We start from the raw sequence: 15272 nt of genomic DNA, 5'->3' as shown, positions 1-15272 counted from the left end.
CTGGTGATGCGACGGGGCGGGCGAAAGTCGAGCCGGGACACATCGGACCTCTCTTAATCCGGACGTTCGCCTACTTGTTTGGATGTATAGCCCTAAAACGCCCAGGAGGTGTGATGGCATGGGATGGCATGTCCGGGATGTGCATGCACGAATCTCGCGAGACCCTATTGACGGGGAAATTCATCCGATGTTAACTGCGCCTAACGGTTCTGAGGGAGGGGCTGTGCACCGCCTGGTGCCGAGGCGGCGCATGGAAACCCCCTCCACAGGGCCGCGCTGTGGAACAGGCCCGCGGCGTGCACCGCCGGTCGCCGATCACCGGCGTGCACGTCCGGGCCTCTCCCACCGGCGACCTCGCGATCCTTCCCCCTGACCGCGCACCACCACCCCACCACCACCCCATCACCGGCCGGAACCCGGCCGCGTGACGATCGACCATGCCGCGATGCGTCCACCCGAGGAAACGAGGGGCGGCGACCACCACCAGGAGAACACCGAGAAAGGGTGATCATGGTGATGAGGTTCCTACGTTCGCTGCCGCTGCTCGCGCTCGCCGCGGGCCTGCTCGCCGGGGCGCCGCCCGCGCCGGCGGCGGCCTCGACGACCGACGCCGCCTTCGACCAGACGGCCGGGGCGCTGAACGTCGACTACGCGAGCTACCTCGCCAAGCACGACGTCGTCTACAACCGGCCCAACACCAACCCCCTGTACGGCCTGACCGTGGGGAACGGCAGAACCGGCGCCATGGCCTGGAGCCAGAACGGCCTCACCATGCAGACCTCGGGCGTGGACCTGTCCGAGCAGTCCGCGTACGCGGCCGGGCTGGTGAACCTGGCGACCACCCCGAGCATGGAGTCGGGGTACACCACCTTCCAGCAGCGGCTCTCGCTGTACGACGGCACGCTCGTCACCAAGTACGACGCCAACCGCACCGTCACCGTCCTCGGGTCGCCGAACTCCGAGGTGATGGGCATCCACGTGGACGACACGCGCGGCGGCGTCTCCGGCATCGCCCTCACGCTGAGCATGTGGGACCCGGCGAGCGTCACCAACAGCGCGGACGTCCCGGACCTGACCACCTGGAAGACCGTCTCGACCTTCGCCGCCGGCGCGGGCCTGAGCCGGGGGCAGGCCGACCCCCACGGCTTCGGCTACACGCTGGCCGCCACGGTCGAGGGCGCCGGGTACGCGACCCAGGTGGTGGACTCCCGGACGGTACGGCTGACCATCACGCCGTCCTCGAGCTACACGATCTGGTTCACCGCGGCCAGCCGGATCAACGCGCCGAACCGCGACTCGGTCGCCCAGGCCAGAAGCCAGCTCTCGTCGGTCAAGTCGACCGGGTACTCCACCACGCTGAACAACTACCGCAACTGGTGGCACGCGTTCTGGGCCAGGTCGTTCGTCCAGTACTCGGGCCTGTCCGGCGACGCCGACTACCTGGAGAACCTCTACTACCTGTCCACCTACATGATCGCCGCCGCCGGCTACGGCACCTACCCGGCCCACTTCATCAACGGCGTCTTCCGCGCCACGCAGGACAACACCAAGTGGAGCAACGCCTACTGGTACTGGAACCAGCGCGACGTCTACCTGTCCTTCCTGACCTCCAACCACGCCGAGCTGGCCGACCGGCACACCAACCTCTACAGCCGTAACTACAACGCGCTGAAGTCCTACACGCAGACGCGGTACGGCGTGGACGGCCTGTGGGTGCCCGAGACCATGGGCTGGGACGGCAACGCGCGCGGCACGGTCGGCAGCGACTACACCAAGAACATCCTGTCCACCGGGTACGAGGCCGCCTACAGCATGTACCTGCGGTACCGGTACACCAACGACGCCGGCTACCTGCGCGACGTGGCCTACCCGTTCATGCGCGAGACCGCGAAGTTCTACTCGGCCATGCTGTCCTACGACAGCGGCACGGGCACGTACTACATGGCCAACTCCAACTCGCACGAGACGTACTGGAACGTCCGCAACGCCATCACCGACCTGGCCGCCGTGCGCAGTATCTTCCCGCTCACCATCCAGGTGAGCCAGCAACTCGGCGTGGACGCCGGGCTGCGCGCCGGGTGGCAGAACGTCGTGGACCACCTGACCCCCTACGTCGTCTCCAACGGCGCCTACCAGCCGCACCAGCCGCCGATCTCCCAGACCCGCAACAACGAGAACGTCTCGGCCGAGCTGATCTGGCCCTACGACCTCACCGGCATCGGCTACCCCGACTACCAGACCGCCGTGAACACCTGGAACCAGCGGCCCTTCCCCTACGGCAACGTCTGGTCCAACGACGCGGTGCAGGCGGCCCGGCTCGGCCTCGGCGACCAGGCCTACAACGGCATGAAGACCATGCTGCAGAAGTACCAGAACTACCCCAACGGCATGACCGCCAACACCAACGGCGTCTTCGAGTACCTCGGCGTCCACCTCACCGCGCTCAACGAGTCCCTGCTGCAGAGCTACAACGGCAAGGTGCGCGTCTTCCCGGCCGTCCCGGGCGACTCCTCCTTCGTTGGGAAGTTCACACTCCTCGCCAAGGACGGCTTCCTGGTCAGCTCCGAACGCGAGGGCGGCGAGACCAAGTACGTCGGGCTGAAGAGCCTCTACGGCAAGCAGGCCACCGTGGTCAACCCGTGGAGCGGCCAGCAGGTGCGCGTCCGCCGGACCTCCGACAACGCGGTCATCACGACGAGCTCGGCCGCCGAGATCACCTTCGCCACCGCGTCCGGCGCGGTGTACGTGGTCGAGCGCACCGCCAAGCCGCTCGGCTCCTACACCTCCGCCCGCCTCACCGGCGCCGCCAACCAGGGCGTCAAGACCCTGCGCGACACCGCCTCCACCCTCGGCCTCGGCGCCCCCGGCCAGAGCGGCGGCCTGGTCAACGACACCGAGCTGACCTATGACGCGAACTGGTACCAGACCACCGGCCGCGGCTACGGCGACTACAACGACGACACCCACCACACGACCACGGTCGGCGCCACCGCCCAGTACACCTTCACCGGCACGGGCATCGACTACCTGTCCGAGCGCAACGGCGACATGGGCAACGTGGACGTGTACCTCGACAACGTCTTCCAGGCCAACGTCACCCTGTACGCCGCGGGCGCCCGCCAGGCGCAGCAGGTCGTCTACAGCAAGACCGGCCTGTCCAACGGGCAGCACACCATCAAGATCGTCAACAAGGCGACCTCCGTCGGCATGGTCGACGCCCTGCGCGTCCGCACCCAGGCCACCGGGACGCCCTCGGTGAGCCTGCGCGCCCGCGCCAACGGCAAGTTCGTGACGGCCGTGGACGGCTCCCCGCTGATCGCGGGCGCCTCCAGCGCCGGCACCGGCGAGCAGTTCGAGCGCGTGGACCTCGGCAACGGCGGCATCGCCCTGCGCGCCCGGTCGAACAACCGGTACGTCACCGCCGAGAACGGCGGCGCCGACCCCCTCGTCGCCGACCGGGACGCCATCGGCCCGTGGGAGACCTTCCAGCAGGTCGCCAACTCCGACGGCACCATCAGCCTGCGCGCCCAGGCCAACGGCAGGTACGTCTGCGCCGACAACGGCGGAGCCGCCCCCCTCATCGCCAACCGTGACGCCGTCGGAGCCTGGGAGTCCTTCGACCTGGTGACGACCTGACCCGCCCTGCCTCCGCGACCATCCCGCCGGCCTGCCCCGGCCGGTGGGATGGCCACACCGGCCGGCGTGACCCGCCTTGCGTCACAGCCCGTAGCGGGCGCGGGCCTCCTGGACGGTCTCCGGCTTGACCTCGCCGCGCCGGGTCAGCGCGGCGAGCGCCGCGACCACGATCGACTCAGGGTCGACCCCGAAGTGACGGCGGGCCGCTTCGCGGGTGTCGGACAGGCCGAAGCCGTCGGTGCCGAGCGAGTGCCAGTCCTGCCGCACCCACTGGCTGATCTGGTCGGGGACGGCCCGCATCCAGTCGCTGACGGCCAGCACCGGCCCGGGCGCGCCGTCCAGCGCGCGGGTGACGTACGGAAGGTGGTCCTCGCCCCTGAGCTGCGCCTCGTCGCACGCCAGGGCGTCGCGGCGCAGTTCGCTCCAGGAGGTGGCCGACCACACGTCGGCGGCCACGCCCCAGTCGTCGGCGAGGAGCCGCTGGGCCTGGAGGATCCAGTGAATGGCGGTCCCGGAGGCGAGAAGCTGCAGGCGCGGGGCGTCATCGGCCAGGCTCGGCGCCTGCTGGAAGCGGTAGAGCCCCTTGAGGATGCCCTCCTCCGCCCCCTCGGGCATGGCGGGCTGGACCTTCGGCTCGTTGTAGACCGTCAGGTAGTAGAACACGTCCTCCGCGTCCGGCCCGTACATGCGGCGCAGGCCGTCGCGGACGATCACTGCCACCTCGTAGGCGAAGGCCGGGTCGTAGGCCAGCGCCGCCGGGTTGGTGGAGGCGATCAGGTGGGAGTGGCCGTCGGCGTGCTGCAGGCCCTCGCCCGTCATGGTCGTGCGGCCGGCCGTCGCGCCGATGAGGAAACCGCGGCCGAGTTGGTCGGCCATCGCCCACATCTGGTCGGCCGTGCGCTGCCAGCCGAACATCGAGTAGAAGATGTAGAACGGGATCATCGGCTCGCCGTGGGTGGCGTAGGAGGTGGAGGCCGCCGTGAAGTCCGCCATCGAGCCGGCCTCGGTGATCCCCTCGTTGAGGATCTGGCCGTCCGCGGCCTCCTTGTAGTACATGAGCATGTCGCGGTCGACCGGGTCGTAGGTCTGGCCGAGCGGGGAGTAGATGCCGGCGCTCGGGAACAGCGACTCCATGCCGAACGTGCGCGCCTCGTCCGGGACGATCGGGACCCAGCGCCTTCCGGTCTCCTTCTCGCGCATGAGGTCCTTGACCAGGCGGACGAACGCCATCGTCGTCGCGATCTCCTGGCTGCCCGACCCCTTGGTGAGGGCTTCGAACGGCTTGGCCGCCGGCTCGGGCAACGCCACCGCGTGGACCCTGCGGGCCGGGGCGGGGCCGCCCAGAGCGGCCCGGCGCTCCTGGAGGTAACGCACCTCCGGAGAGTCGGCGCCCGGGTGGACGTAGGGGACCAGCTCCTCGTCCAGCTTGCTGTCGGGGATGGGCAGTTCGAGCAGATCGCGCATCTCGCGGAACTGCTTGCCGGTCAGCTTCTTCATCTGGTGGTTGGCGTTGCGCGACTCGAAGCCGGCGCCCAGGGTGTAGCCCTTGACCGTCTGGGCGAGGATCACGGTGGGCGCGCCGCGGTGCTCGACCGCCGCGCGGTAGGCCGCGTACACCTTGCGCGGTTCGTGGCCCGCCCGGGAGGTGCGGAAGCACTCGGCGATCTTCGCGTCGGTCAGCACCTTCGCCATCTCGGCCAGGGCGGGCTCGGCGCCGAAGAAGTGCTCGCGGATGTAGGCGGGCTCTCGGGTCGCGTACGTCTGGAACTGGCCGTCGGGTACCTCGCGCAGCCGTCGTACGAGCGCGCCGGTGGTGTCGAGCGCGAACAGCTCGTCCCAGGCCGAGCCCCAGAGGGACTTGACCACGTTCCAGCCCGCCGCGCGGAACTGGGCCTCCAGCTCCTGGACGATCTTGAAGTTGGCGCGTACCGGCCCGTCCAGCCGCTGCAGGTTGCAGTTGATCACGAAGGTGAGGTTGTCGAGCCCTTCGCGCCCGGCCAGGGCGAGCGCCGCGGTCGACTCGGGCTCGTCCATCTCGCCGTCGCCGAGGAACGCCCACACGTGCGAGCCGGAGGTGTCCTTGATGCCGCGGTGCTGCAGATAGCGGTTGAACCGCGCCTGGTAGATCGCCGCCAGCGAGCCCAGGCCCATCGACACGGTCGGGAACTCCCACAGCCACGGCAGCCGGCGGGGATGCGGGTAGGAGGGCAGGCCGTCGCCGCCCGTCTCCCGCCGGAAGCGGTCGAGGTGCTCCTCGGTGAGCCGTCCGTCGAGGAAGGCCCGGGCGTAGATGCCGGGGGAGGCGTGGCCCTGGATGAAGAGCTGGTCGCCCGAGCCGTCGGCCTCCTTGCCGCGGAAGAAGTGCTGGAAGCCGGTCTCGTAGAGCCACGCGGCGGAGGCGAAGGTGGCGATGTGGCCGCCGAGGCCCAGGCGGCTGCCCCGGGTCACCATGGCGGCCGCGTTCCAGCGGTTCCAGGCGGTGATCCGCCGTTCCATGGCTTCGTCGCCGGGGAACTCCGGCTCGGCCGCCGTGGGGATCGTGTTGATGTAGTCGGTCTCCAGCAGATGCGGCAGCGCCAGACCGGCCCGCTCGCCGTGCTCGAGCGTGCGGCGCAGGAGGTAGGCGGCGCGGCTCGGCCCGGCGGCCTCGGTGACGGCGTCCAGTGAAGCCGCCCACTCGGCGGTCTCCTCCGCGTCGCGGTCGGGGAGCTGGTCGAGAGGGCTCCGCTGGTCACGCAGGGGATCGCTCATGGGGGTCGCCTTCCAAGTGGCCCGCACCTCGGTGGAGGACGAGACGGTGAGAAAGGGCCCTGCCGGCCGGACAGGGCGGAGGAGCAGGTGAGCTCGCGGACCACTGTACGACTGATCGATGATCGATCAAAACAGGGGGTCCATTTTTCGCTAAACGAAAGGAAAGCGATATTTACCATCGCCGCCCGGCGCGGGGTCCCGGCGTCATGGTGCGGCGTCTGGGTTCGGTGTCACAGTTCGGTGTCCAGGTCTGGTGTCCAGATCTGGTGTCATGATGCGGCGTCCGAGTTCGGTGTCACGGTTCGGCGTCCAGATCCGGTGTCACGGCTTCGGCCGTGCCGGCGGCCGCCGCCGTCGGGGACGGGCCTCAGTCCCCGGCGGAGGGGCGGCGCGGTGCGCAGGCCAGGACGTGCTCCTTGACCAGCCGGCCCACCCCCGGATCGCGTCGCCGGAAGGCCGCGACGACCGCCTCGTGCTCCTCCGCGTAGGACTGCTGGTGGGTGCCCAGCCAGCGGATGGAGAGCGCGGTCCACACCTCGATGCCGAGCGACTCCCAGGTGTGCAGCAGGACGGCGTTCCCCGACGCCCGCACCAGCTCCCGGTGGAAGGCGACCGTGTGGCGCACCTGGGCCTCCGCGTCGCGTCCGCGGTCGGCCTCGTACAGCGCGGCCACCTGCGGCTCGAGGACCGAGACGTCCTCGCCCAGCCGGGGCGCGGCCAACTCGGCGGCGATCTGCTCCAGCCCCGCCCGCACCGGATAGATCTCCTCCAGGTCCGCCACGGTGAGGTCGCGCACCCGGACCCCCTTGTTCGGCGCCGACTCGATCAGCCGCAGCCCCTCCAGCTCCCGCAGCGCCTCCCGGACGGGGGTCTGGCTGACCTCGAGCTCGACGGCGACCCGCCGTTCGACGATGCGCTCGCCCGGCTTCCAGCGTCCACTGACGATGCCCTCCACGATGTACTCGCGGATCTGCTCGCGCAGCGAGTGGACGACGGGCGAGGCCATGAGTGCTCCTTGGAAGATCGCCGCCCGCCCGGTCCGTGTGCCCGGGACTCGCACCGTCGCGCCGGCGTCCGTACCGGTGGCCCGGCCGATGGGGATCGGTGAGCGGTCATCTGCCCAAAAGACTAGTACGCCCCGCCTCCCCGGCCAGGCGCGAGCCGCACCGTGCGCCGCCGGCCCCGCCGCCGGCGCCGGGTCAACGGACGCGCCGCCCGGCCTGGGGCATGCCGCGGACGCGGTCCAGGTGCCGTTCGTACAGCTCCCGCGAGCCGGTGAGGAAGCCGATGATCAGCTCCAGCTCGTCGGCGGTGTAGGAGGCCGCGATGGTCCGGGCGCCCTCCTCGGCGATCGGCCCGTAGATGTCCCGGCCTCGGCGCGTCGCGTCCGGTGTCACCCGCACGACGACCTTGCGGCGGTCGGTGGGATCGGGGGAGCGGGTCAGGTAGCCGAGCCTCTCCAGCCGGTCGAGCATCGCGGTGACGCTGCCCGTGGTGAGCCCGAGCGCCGAGCCCAGCTCGCTGGGCGCCGCCGCCTCCCGCTGCATCAGGTACTCCAGGCAGCGCAGGTCGGTGCGGTTGACGCCCAGGCAGGCGGCCGCCGCGTCGTCCAGCGCGTCCACGGCCGACTGGTGCGCCTGCGACTCCACGCCGAGCCGCTCTCTCAGACGGTCCGGATTTTCCCTTGACATTCAAGTACCTCGACTATCAAGCTAATATTCCCCTTGAACATCAAGATAGTCGACGTTCAAGGAACACTGCCTGCCTGTTCGTTGCCGGAGGAGAGCGTCTCATGAAGGTGATCATTATTGGGGCCGGTACGGGCGGAATGTGCCTCGCCCACGGCCTGAAACGCGCCGGCGTCCCGGTGGAGGTGTACGAGCGCGACCGCACGCGCGCCGACGGCCTGCACGGCTACCGGGTCGGCATCGACCCCACCGGCAACCGCGCGCTGAAGGAATGCCTGCCGCCCGAGCTGTTCGACGCCTTCGCCGCCACCTGCGCGCGGCCGCCCAGGTACTTCAACGTGTTCACCGAGCACCTGAAGCGGACCGCGTCCTTCCCGCTTCGCGAGGACACCGACCCGGTGAACAGCGAGCGGTCGGTGTCCCGGATGACCCTCCGCCAGGTGCTCCTCACCGGCATGGAGGACGTCGTCCGGTTCGGTAAGACCTTCACCCACTACGAACGGCACGCCGACGGCACGGTCACCGCGCATTTCGCCGACGGCACCACCGCCACCGGTGACGTGCTCGTCGCCGCCGACGGCACCAACTCCCGGGTCCGCCGGCAGTACCTCCCGCACGCCGAGGTGAAGGACGCCGGAGTCATCGCGATCTCGGCCAAGGTCCCCGTCACCGAGGAGACCCGGGCCTTGCTGCCACGCGAGGCGTTCCACGGCATCTCCCTGGTCTTCGCCCCCAAGGGCAGGTTCTGCATCTGGCACGTCATGGAGTTCGACCGGCACGACGCCGCCGGGACCGGCGTCGGCGGGAACGACGCCGAACTCATCGAGCGCCGGCCCGGCCTGCTGTACGACAACACCCGCGACTACATCAACTGGGGCTTCTCCGCCGCGGCCGGCAGGTTCCCCGGGAACGTCATGGAGATGCGCGGCGAGGAGCTGATGCGGCTGACCCTCGGCATGACCACCGGCTGGCATCCGGACATGCGCAGGCTGTTCGCCCTGGCGGACCCCGGCAGCTGCTTCCCGATCAAGATCCGCACCTCGGTTCCCGTCGAGCCATGGGAGACCACCACGGTGACCCTGCTCGGCGACGCGATCCACACCATGACCCCCGGCCACGGCGTCGGCGCCAACACCGCCCTGCGCGACGCCTCCCTGCTGTGCAGGGAACTGACCGCCGCGCACAACGCCGCCGAACCCCTGCTGGACGCCCTCCGCGCCTACGAGGCCGAGATGATCCCCTACGGCTTCGCACGGGTGGCCGACTCGCTGGCCCAGAACGGCACCAGCGGCCACGACCCCCTCCACAGACCCGTGATCGGCCGCGCCGTCCTCGCCCTGACCCGCGCGTACTTCTACCTCAGCAGCCGCATCCCGCCCCTGCGGGAGAAGTTCCTCACCGACCTGCACACCTACCGGGGCGGCGACGAAGCCGCCGCCCTCTGAGGCGGTGCGGGGAGCGGCGGACGGAGTCCCGCGCCGCCTCGGCGGAAGGCCGCCGGACCCGCCGCGCCGTCGCGGGGGAACGGAACGGCGCCCGGAGATCCGGCCGGGTTCAGCGGTGGAGGGTCAGGCGGAAGGCGCTGCCGTCGCCCGAAGGGGTGGGGGAGCGGACGGTGAGGGCGCCGCCGTGGGCTTGGGCGATCTGGAGGGCGATGGGAAGGCCGAGGCCGGTGCCGGGAAGGTCGCCGCGGCCGCGCCAGAAGCGTTCGAAGACGCGCTCTCGCTGGTCGGCGGGGATGCCCGGGCCGTGGTCGGTGACGGTGACCACGGCCATCGGCCCGGTGAGCGCGACGTCCACTTCGACCGCCGAGCCGGTGGGGGCGTATCTGACCGCGTTGTCCACCAGGTTCGCGACCGCCCGTCGCACGGTGGGTCCGTCGACCGAGCACGCGGCGGACGGCGGGCCGGTCAGCTCCAGGGAGATGCCCTTCGCCGCCGCCGGCACCCGCGCCTCGTCCAGGACGTCCCGGACGATGGCCGTCAGGTCGGCGGGGCGCCGTTCGATGACCCGTGCCCTTCCGCGGGCCTCCACGAGGAGCTCGCCGATCGTCGTCTCCAGCCGGGCGATCGCTTTACGGGACCGTTCGAGGCCCTGCCGGTACACCTCGACGGTGGGGGCCGGGTGGGCCAGGAGCACCTCGGTGTTGGTCATCAGCACCGACAGCGGCGTGCGCAGTTCGTGGCTGGTCTCCTCGACGAGCCGCCGTTGCGTCTCGGCGGCGAGCTGCAGCCGGTCGAGCATCGCGTCGAAACTCGCCGCGAGCGCCACGACCTCCGCCGGGCCGTGGTCCAGCCCGATGCGCAGGCCGAGGTCGGTGCCCTCGGTGCCTTCGATGTCCTCGGCGACCTCGCGCACGCGCTCGATGGGACGCACCGCCCGTCCCGCCCACCACCAGGCCAGGCCGGCGGCGGCCGGGCCGAGCGCGACGATCGTCCAGGTGACCCAGGCGGAGTGGTGGACGGAGGTGCGCCTGATCGTCTCGACGCCGTTGACCGCGTTCGCGGCCGTCTCGTCGTCGGTCAGCAGGATCACGCCGAACAGCAGCAGCACCGGCACGTAGATCGCCAGGAATCCCAGGGCCGCCAGCCGCACCCGCAGCGACCCGCGCGCGCGGGTCACGCGGGGTCCGTCAGCCGGGGGGCGCGGCGATCCGCGCGCGCGGGTCATGCCGGATCCGTCAACCGGTAGCCGGCGCCGGTGATCGTCACGATGGGCGGCGGCTCGCCCAGCTTCCTGCGCAGCCGGCTGAGGATCACCCGGACCGAGGAGGTGAACGGGTCGGCGTTGGCGTCCCACACGTGCTCCAGCAGGTCCTCCGCCGACAGCACCCGGCCGGGGTGGCGCATGAAGTACCGCAGCAAGGAGAACTCCCGGGCGGTCAGGCGCAGCTCGGCTCCGGACCGCCACGCGCGGTGCGCGGTGAGGTCCAGGGCCAGCTCGCCCACGCGCAGCGTCGAGCCGTGCTGGTCGCCACGGCGCGCCAGAGCGCGGAGCCGGGCGACCAGCTCGGCGAAGTGGAAAGGCTTGACGAGGTAGTCGTCGGCCCCGGCGTCGAGCCCGGCGACCCGGTCGGCGACGGCGTCGCGCGCGGTCAGGATGAGCAGGCGTCCGGGCCGGTGCAGGCCCGGGTCTCCCGCCAGGCGGCGGACCAGGGTCAGCCCGTCGCCATCGGGCAGGCCGAGGTCCAGGCAGGCGACGTCGTACTCCGTCGTCCCGAGCGCCTCCTCGGCGCCGAGGCAGGTGCCGACGACGTCGACGGCGTACGACTCGTTGCGCAGGCCGAGAGCGACGACCTCCGCGAGGTCGGGGTCGTCTTCCAGCAGCAGGATGCGCATGACCGGTCCCCCCAGGTCACCCGGCCGCCGGCGGGGTCGCCGCCCTGGCGGGGCGGGCGCTGGTGACCCCTGCCGGCCCGGAGATGGTGAGGCGACCCGCCTCGACCCCCACGGTCACCCGCGGGGCGGCGCCGGTGGGATCGTCGGGGTGGTGACGACCGTCGCCGGACGGGGCCAGCGTCAGCGCCGGTGGCCCGGCGGGGAACTCCGCCGCCCGGACGCCGCCCTGCTCGTTCACCGAGTACCAGCCGGTCAGCACCTTGTCCCTCGCGGTGACGGCGACATAAGTGCGCACGTCACCGCCGATGGCGGCCGTTCCGCCGAGCGTGAGACCGCTGATCGGCCCGAACGCCCGCTCGATGCCCGCGCGCTCTTCGCGCCCTTGCTTCGTACGCCCGTTGAGCAGCGCCAGCACGCGCCGCTCGTTCGCCCGGAGCTCGGCGGCGGGAACACCTCGGGGCGGGAACAGCGCCGCGACGGCGTCCGCGCCCCTCGCCGAGATCACGAGCCGCCCGCCGGTCGCGCTCACGTCGAACGAACCTCCCGTGTCCAGCGCGTAGGTTCCGACCATAGCCGCCGCGCCCGCCGCGCCCGTCCGACCGGCGCCGGCCGCGGCGGGCGGCGTGGCGGATCCGCCTCCCGGCATGCTCAGATGAGCGCCACACGCCACGCACAGGGCCACCACCGCGACCGCCAGTGATGTGACACACGACTTGTTCATGCGAGCGACCGTACGGACGTCCCTGCGAACCTGATGTGAACGGACCCGGCGGGCCCCCGGCGCCCCTCAGGCGGTCTCGCTGCCGAAGTGGCGGATGCGTTCGCGCAGTGCCGCGGCGTCGGCGTCGTTGAGCTCGTCGAGGATCGTCAGCGCGGAGCGCCACCGCTCGCGCGCCCGGCCGGGGTCGCCCGCCGCGGCGTGCGTGTCGCCGAGGTGGGTCAGGGCGGCGGCCTGGAACGAGCGGGCGCCGAGCTCCCTGAACAGGGCGAGGGCCTGCTCGAAGCAGTCGACCGCCTGGTCGTGGTGGCCGAGGTGGTGGCGGGCGTAGCCGATGCTGTCCAGCGTGCCCGCCTGGCCGTACCGCGAACCGATCTGCCGCTGCAGGACGAGACCCTGTTCCCCCGCGGTGAGCGCTTCGGCGTAGTCGCCCAGCCGGGTGCGGCACCAGCAGATCATGTTGAGCGCGTTGGCCTGCCCGGTGACGTGGCCCGCCGACCGGAACAGCAGCAGGGCCTGCGAGGCGTGCTCCAGCGCCGCGCGGTAGTCGCCCTGCCCCTCCAGGGCCAGCGCGAGGCTGATGTGCACGTTGGCGCGGACGCCGTCGTCGCCGTGGCTCGCGGCCAGCTCCAGCGCCTCCCCGAGGTGGGCCCGCGCCTCGCCGAACCGGCCGAGCTGCGCGCAGGCGGTGCCGAGAACGCGGAGCACGCGGATCTGGCCGGACCGGTCACCCAGACGCCTGGTCGCCTCCAGCGCCACGCCCTGGACGGCCATCCGGTCGGTCCAGTGCCCGCGGCGCTCCAGGAACTCCGCCACGGTCCAGGCGAGCTGCCAGGCATGGACGTCAAGGCCCGACCGGTAGGCGTGCCGCACGGCCGCGAGCAGGTTCTGGTGCTCGGCGGTGAACCATCGCGCCGCCCGCTCGGCGTCCGGCACCTCGCCGCGGGTCACCCCCGGTCCGGGCTCGGCCACCACCACCGGGTCGCGGTGCGGGTTGAGCGACATGGCCGCCGCCTGCGCGGTGTGCAGGTAATGGTCGAGCAGCCGCCGCGTCGCCGCGTACCCCTCGGGAGCGTCGTCCTGCCGGGCGAGTTCGGCGCTGTACGCGCGGAGCAGGTCGTGCGAGGTGAACCGGCCCGGCCGGTGCTCGACGGCCAGCCCCGCCAGGGCCAGTTCGGCCAGCAGGTCGCGCGCCTTGCCCGGGGTGAGGCCGGCGAGGCTCGCCGCGGCCGCCGTGGCGATGTCGGCCCCCGCGCTCAGCCCGAGCAGGCGGAACACGCGCGCCGCGGCGGGGCTCAGCGTGCGGTACGACCAGGACAGCACCGCCCGGACCTCGCCGGCCTCGTCACCGGCGCTGAGCTGGTCGAGCCGCCCGCGCTCGTCGCGCAGCTCCTCGGCGAACACCGCCAGCGGGAAGGCCGGACGCCCGGCGGCCCGCGCGGCCACGATCGCCAGCGCCAGCGGCAGCCGCGCGCACCAGGTGATGATGTCGTCCATCGCCTCGGGTTCCGCGGCGGCGCGTTCGGGGCCCAGGCGGCGCGCGAGCAGCCGCCGCGCCTCGGCGGCGTCCGGCGGGTCCACGGCGAGCGGATGGGCGCCTTCGACGGCGACCAGGCTGGTGAGCTGGGCGCGGCTGGTCACCAGCACCAGGCTGCCCGGCGCCCCGGGCAGCAGCGGCCGCACCTGCTCGGCGTCGCGGGCGTTGTCCAGCACCACCAGCATGCGCCGCCGGGCGAGCAGGCTGCGGTACAGCGCGGTCTGCGCGTCCACGTCGGGCGGCAGGCTCGCGACCGGCACGGCCAGGGCGTGCAGGAAGCCGCCGAGCGCCTCGGCCGGCGTCATCACCGTCCCGTCGGGGCCGAACCCGCGCAGGTTGACGTAGAGCTGGCCGTCGGGGAACCGGGCGGCGACCCGGTGCGCCCAGTGCACCGCCAGCGCCGTCTTGCCCACGCCCGCCGTCCCCGACAGCGTCGCGATGAGGACCGCGGTCGGCTGGTCGGCGGCGTGGGCGAGCACCGCGTCGAGCGCGTCGAGCTCGGCGTCGCGCCCGGTGAACCCGCGAACGTCCAAAGGCAGTTGCGCCGGTGGGGTGGACCTGAGGTCCGCCGCCGGACCGCCCGCACTCGCGGGGCTCCCCGGACCACCCGCACTCGCTGCGCTTGCGGGCGTCGCGGGTGAAGCGGCGCCGGCCCCGGCGGGTTGCGCCGGCGCGGGCGCCGCACGCGCCTCGCCGGCGTTCCCGTGCAGGATCGCCCGGTGCAGCTCCCGCAGTTCGTCCCCCGGATCCAGGCCGAGCTGGTCGGCCAGCCGCCGCCGGAAGGCGGCGTAACAGTCCAGGGCCTCCGGGACGCGTCCGGTGGCGTGCAGAGCGCGCATCAGCGCGGTGACCAGCGGTTCCGCCAGAGGGTTCTCCAGCAGCAGGTCGGCGAGCGGGCCGATGACCGCGGCGGCCTCGCCCAGGGCCAGTTCCGCCTGCGCCCAGCGCACCGCCGCGTCCAGGTGCTGCTGGTGCCACGCCTGCCGTACGCGGTCCGCCCAGTCGCCGTCGATGCCGCCCAAGGGAGTGCCCCGCCACAGGCCGAGGGCCTGCCGCAGCAGCCCCGCCTCCTCGGTCCCCGTGCACCGCCCGTCTCTGGCCTGTCCGACCAGGCGCCGGAAGCGGTGCACGTCGATGCTGTCGGGATCGACCTCCAGCGCGTAGCCGCCGCTGCGGCGTCCGAGCCTGGCCGGCCCCTCCTCGCCGAGGCTCACCTGTTCCAGCACCCGCCGGATGCGGGCGAGGTAGACGTGCAGCGCGTGGCGGGCCCGCTCCGGCGGAGCCTCGCCCCACACCCGGTCGACCATGGTCTCCACCGGCACCGGCCGTGGCGCGTCCACCGCCACCGCCGCCCAGACCGTCCGCTGCCGCGGAGGTCCGAGATCCACCTGCCCGCTCCCCGACCATAACTCCAGCGGGCCCAGCATCCGTAACTCCACGTCGATCCCCCCGTAGCCCCGGTTTCGCCTGCTCACGCACTGACCTGGTGATTGAGAAAGTTGCAGGGTTTTGGCCACTTTCTTGGCCGATGCTGAACCCGGTGATCACCCCGTGTCAACGGGTTCACGGGGCGAGGTACGGACCGGAACGTCCGAGCAGCGTGA

Annotated in this window: 9 protein-coding genes; 2 read left to right on the top strand and 7 right to left on the bottom strand. The window is 72.1% G+C overall.

Annotated features, from left to right (window positions below; translation table 11 throughout):
• Window positions 1-516 precede the first annotated feature (516 nt).
• Window positions 517-3636: a glycosyl hydrolase family 95 catalytic domain-containing protein gene (locus ACFQSB_RS00765; protein WP_380823737.1), complete on the top strand. Its 3120-nt coding sequence runs from the start codon at window positions 517-519 to the stop codon at window positions 3634-3636.
• A gap of 81 nt (window positions 3637-3717) precedes the next feature.
• On the opposite strand, the gene aceE is transcribed toward ACFQSB_RS00765, so the two are convergent.
• The 3 genes from aceE to ACFQSB_RS00750 all read right to left on the bottom strand — a co-directional run bounded on the left by aceE (window position 3718) and on the right by ACFQSB_RS00750 (window position 8078).
• Window positions 3718-6387, bottom strand: coding sequence for a pyruvate dehydrogenase (acetyl-transferring), homodimeric type (gene aceE / locus ACFQSB_RS00760; protein WP_380823736.1), 2670 nt, complete (start codon window positions 6385-6387; stop codon window positions 3718-3720).
• Window positions 6388-6754: 367 nt separating this feature from the next.
• Complete coding sequence (locus ACFQSB_RS00755) at window positions 6755-7393, bottom strand: GntR family transcriptional regulator (RefSeq protein ID WP_354834704.1); 639 nt, start codon at window positions 7391-7393, stop codon at window positions 6755-6757.
• Between the two features lie 193 nt (window positions 7394-7586).
• Entirely contained in the window at window positions 7587-8078 is a 492-nt protein-coding gene (locus tag ACFQSB_RS00750) for a MarR family transcriptional regulator (RefSeq protein ID WP_380823735.1), read from the bottom strand.
• 101 nt (window positions 8079-8179) lie between these two features.
• On the opposite strand from ACFQSB_RS00750, the gene ACFQSB_RS00745 reads away from it, so the two are divergent.
• The gene (locus ACFQSB_RS00745) at window positions 8180-9520 is read left to right on the top strand and encodes an FAD-dependent oxidoreductase (RefSeq protein WP_380823734.1); all 1341 of its coding nucleotides are present in this window, start codon (window positions 8180-8182) and stop codon (window positions 9518-9520) included.
• A 109-nt stretch (window positions 9521-9629) separates the two neighbouring features.
• Here ACFQSB_RS00745 and ACFQSB_RS00740 read toward each other — a convergent pair whose 3' ends face one another.
• From ACFQSB_RS00740 to ACFQSB_RS00725, 4 genes are all read right to left on the bottom strand, one after another.
• Window positions 9630-10697, bottom strand: coding sequence for a HAMP domain-containing sensor histidine kinase (locus ACFQSB_RS00740; RefSeq protein ID WP_380823733.1), 1068 nt, complete (start codon window positions 10695-10697; stop codon window positions 9630-9632).
• 44 nt (window positions 10698-10741) lie between these two features.
• Complete coding sequence (locus ACFQSB_RS00735; RefSeq protein ID WP_380823732.1) at window positions 10742-11413, bottom strand: response regulator transcription factor; 672 nt, start codon at window positions 11411-11413, stop codon at window positions 10742-10744.
• A 16-nt stretch (window positions 11414-11429) separates the two neighbouring features.
• The gene (locus ACFQSB_RS00730; RefSeq protein ID WP_380823731.1) at window positions 11430-12134 is read right to left on the bottom strand and encodes a hypothetical protein; all 705 of its coding nucleotides are present in this window, start codon (window positions 12132-12134) and stop codon (window positions 11430-11432) included.
• Between the two features lie 66 nt (window positions 12135-12200).
• Complete coding sequence (locus tag ACFQSB_RS00725; RefSeq protein ID WP_380823730.1) at window positions 12201-15143, bottom strand: AfsR/SARP family transcriptional regulator; 2943 nt, start codon at window positions 15141-15143, stop codon at window positions 12201-12203.
• Between the last annotated feature and the right edge of the window lie 129 nt (window positions 15144-15272).

The sequence above is a fragment of the Sphaerisporangium rhizosphaerae genome, assembly GCF_042665155.1.
GTDB lineage: Bacteria > Actinomycetota > Actinomycetes > Streptosporangiales > Streptosporangiaceae > Sphaerisporangium > Sphaerisporangium rhizosphaerae.
This window is presented reverse-complemented; position numbering and strand designations above follow the sequence as displayed.

Bases quoted from the DNA above. Each gene is read 5' to 3' on its own strand.
- ACFQSB_RS00765 (WP_380823737.1), top strand. From the start codon at position 517: ATGAGGTTCCTACGTTCGCTGCCGCTGCTCGCGCTCGCCGCGGGCCTG.
- aceE (WP_380823736.1), bottom strand. From the start codon at position 6,387: ATGAGCGATCCCCTGCGTGACCAGCGGAGCCCTCTCGACCAGCTCCCC.
- ACFQSB_RS00755 (WP_354834704.1), bottom strand. From the start codon at position 7,393: ATGGCCTCGCCCGTCGTCCACTCGCTGCGCGAGCAGATCCGCGAGTAC.
- ACFQSB_RS00750 (WP_380823735.1), bottom strand. From the start codon at position 8,078: ATGTCAAGGGAAAATCCGGACCGTCTGAGAGAGCGGCTCGGCGTGGAG.
- ACFQSB_RS00745 (WP_380823734.1), top strand. From the start codon at position 8,180: ATGAAGGTGATCATTATTGGGGCCGGTACGGGCGGAATGTGCCTCGCC.
- ACFQSB_RS00735 (WP_380823732.1), bottom strand. From the start codon at position 11,413: ATGCGCATCCTGCTGCTGGAAGACGACCCCGACCTCGCGGAGGTCGTC.
- ACFQSB_RS00730 (WP_380823731.1), bottom strand. From the start codon at position 12,134: ATGAACAAGTCGTGTGTCACATCACTGGCGGTCGCGGTGGTGGCCCTG.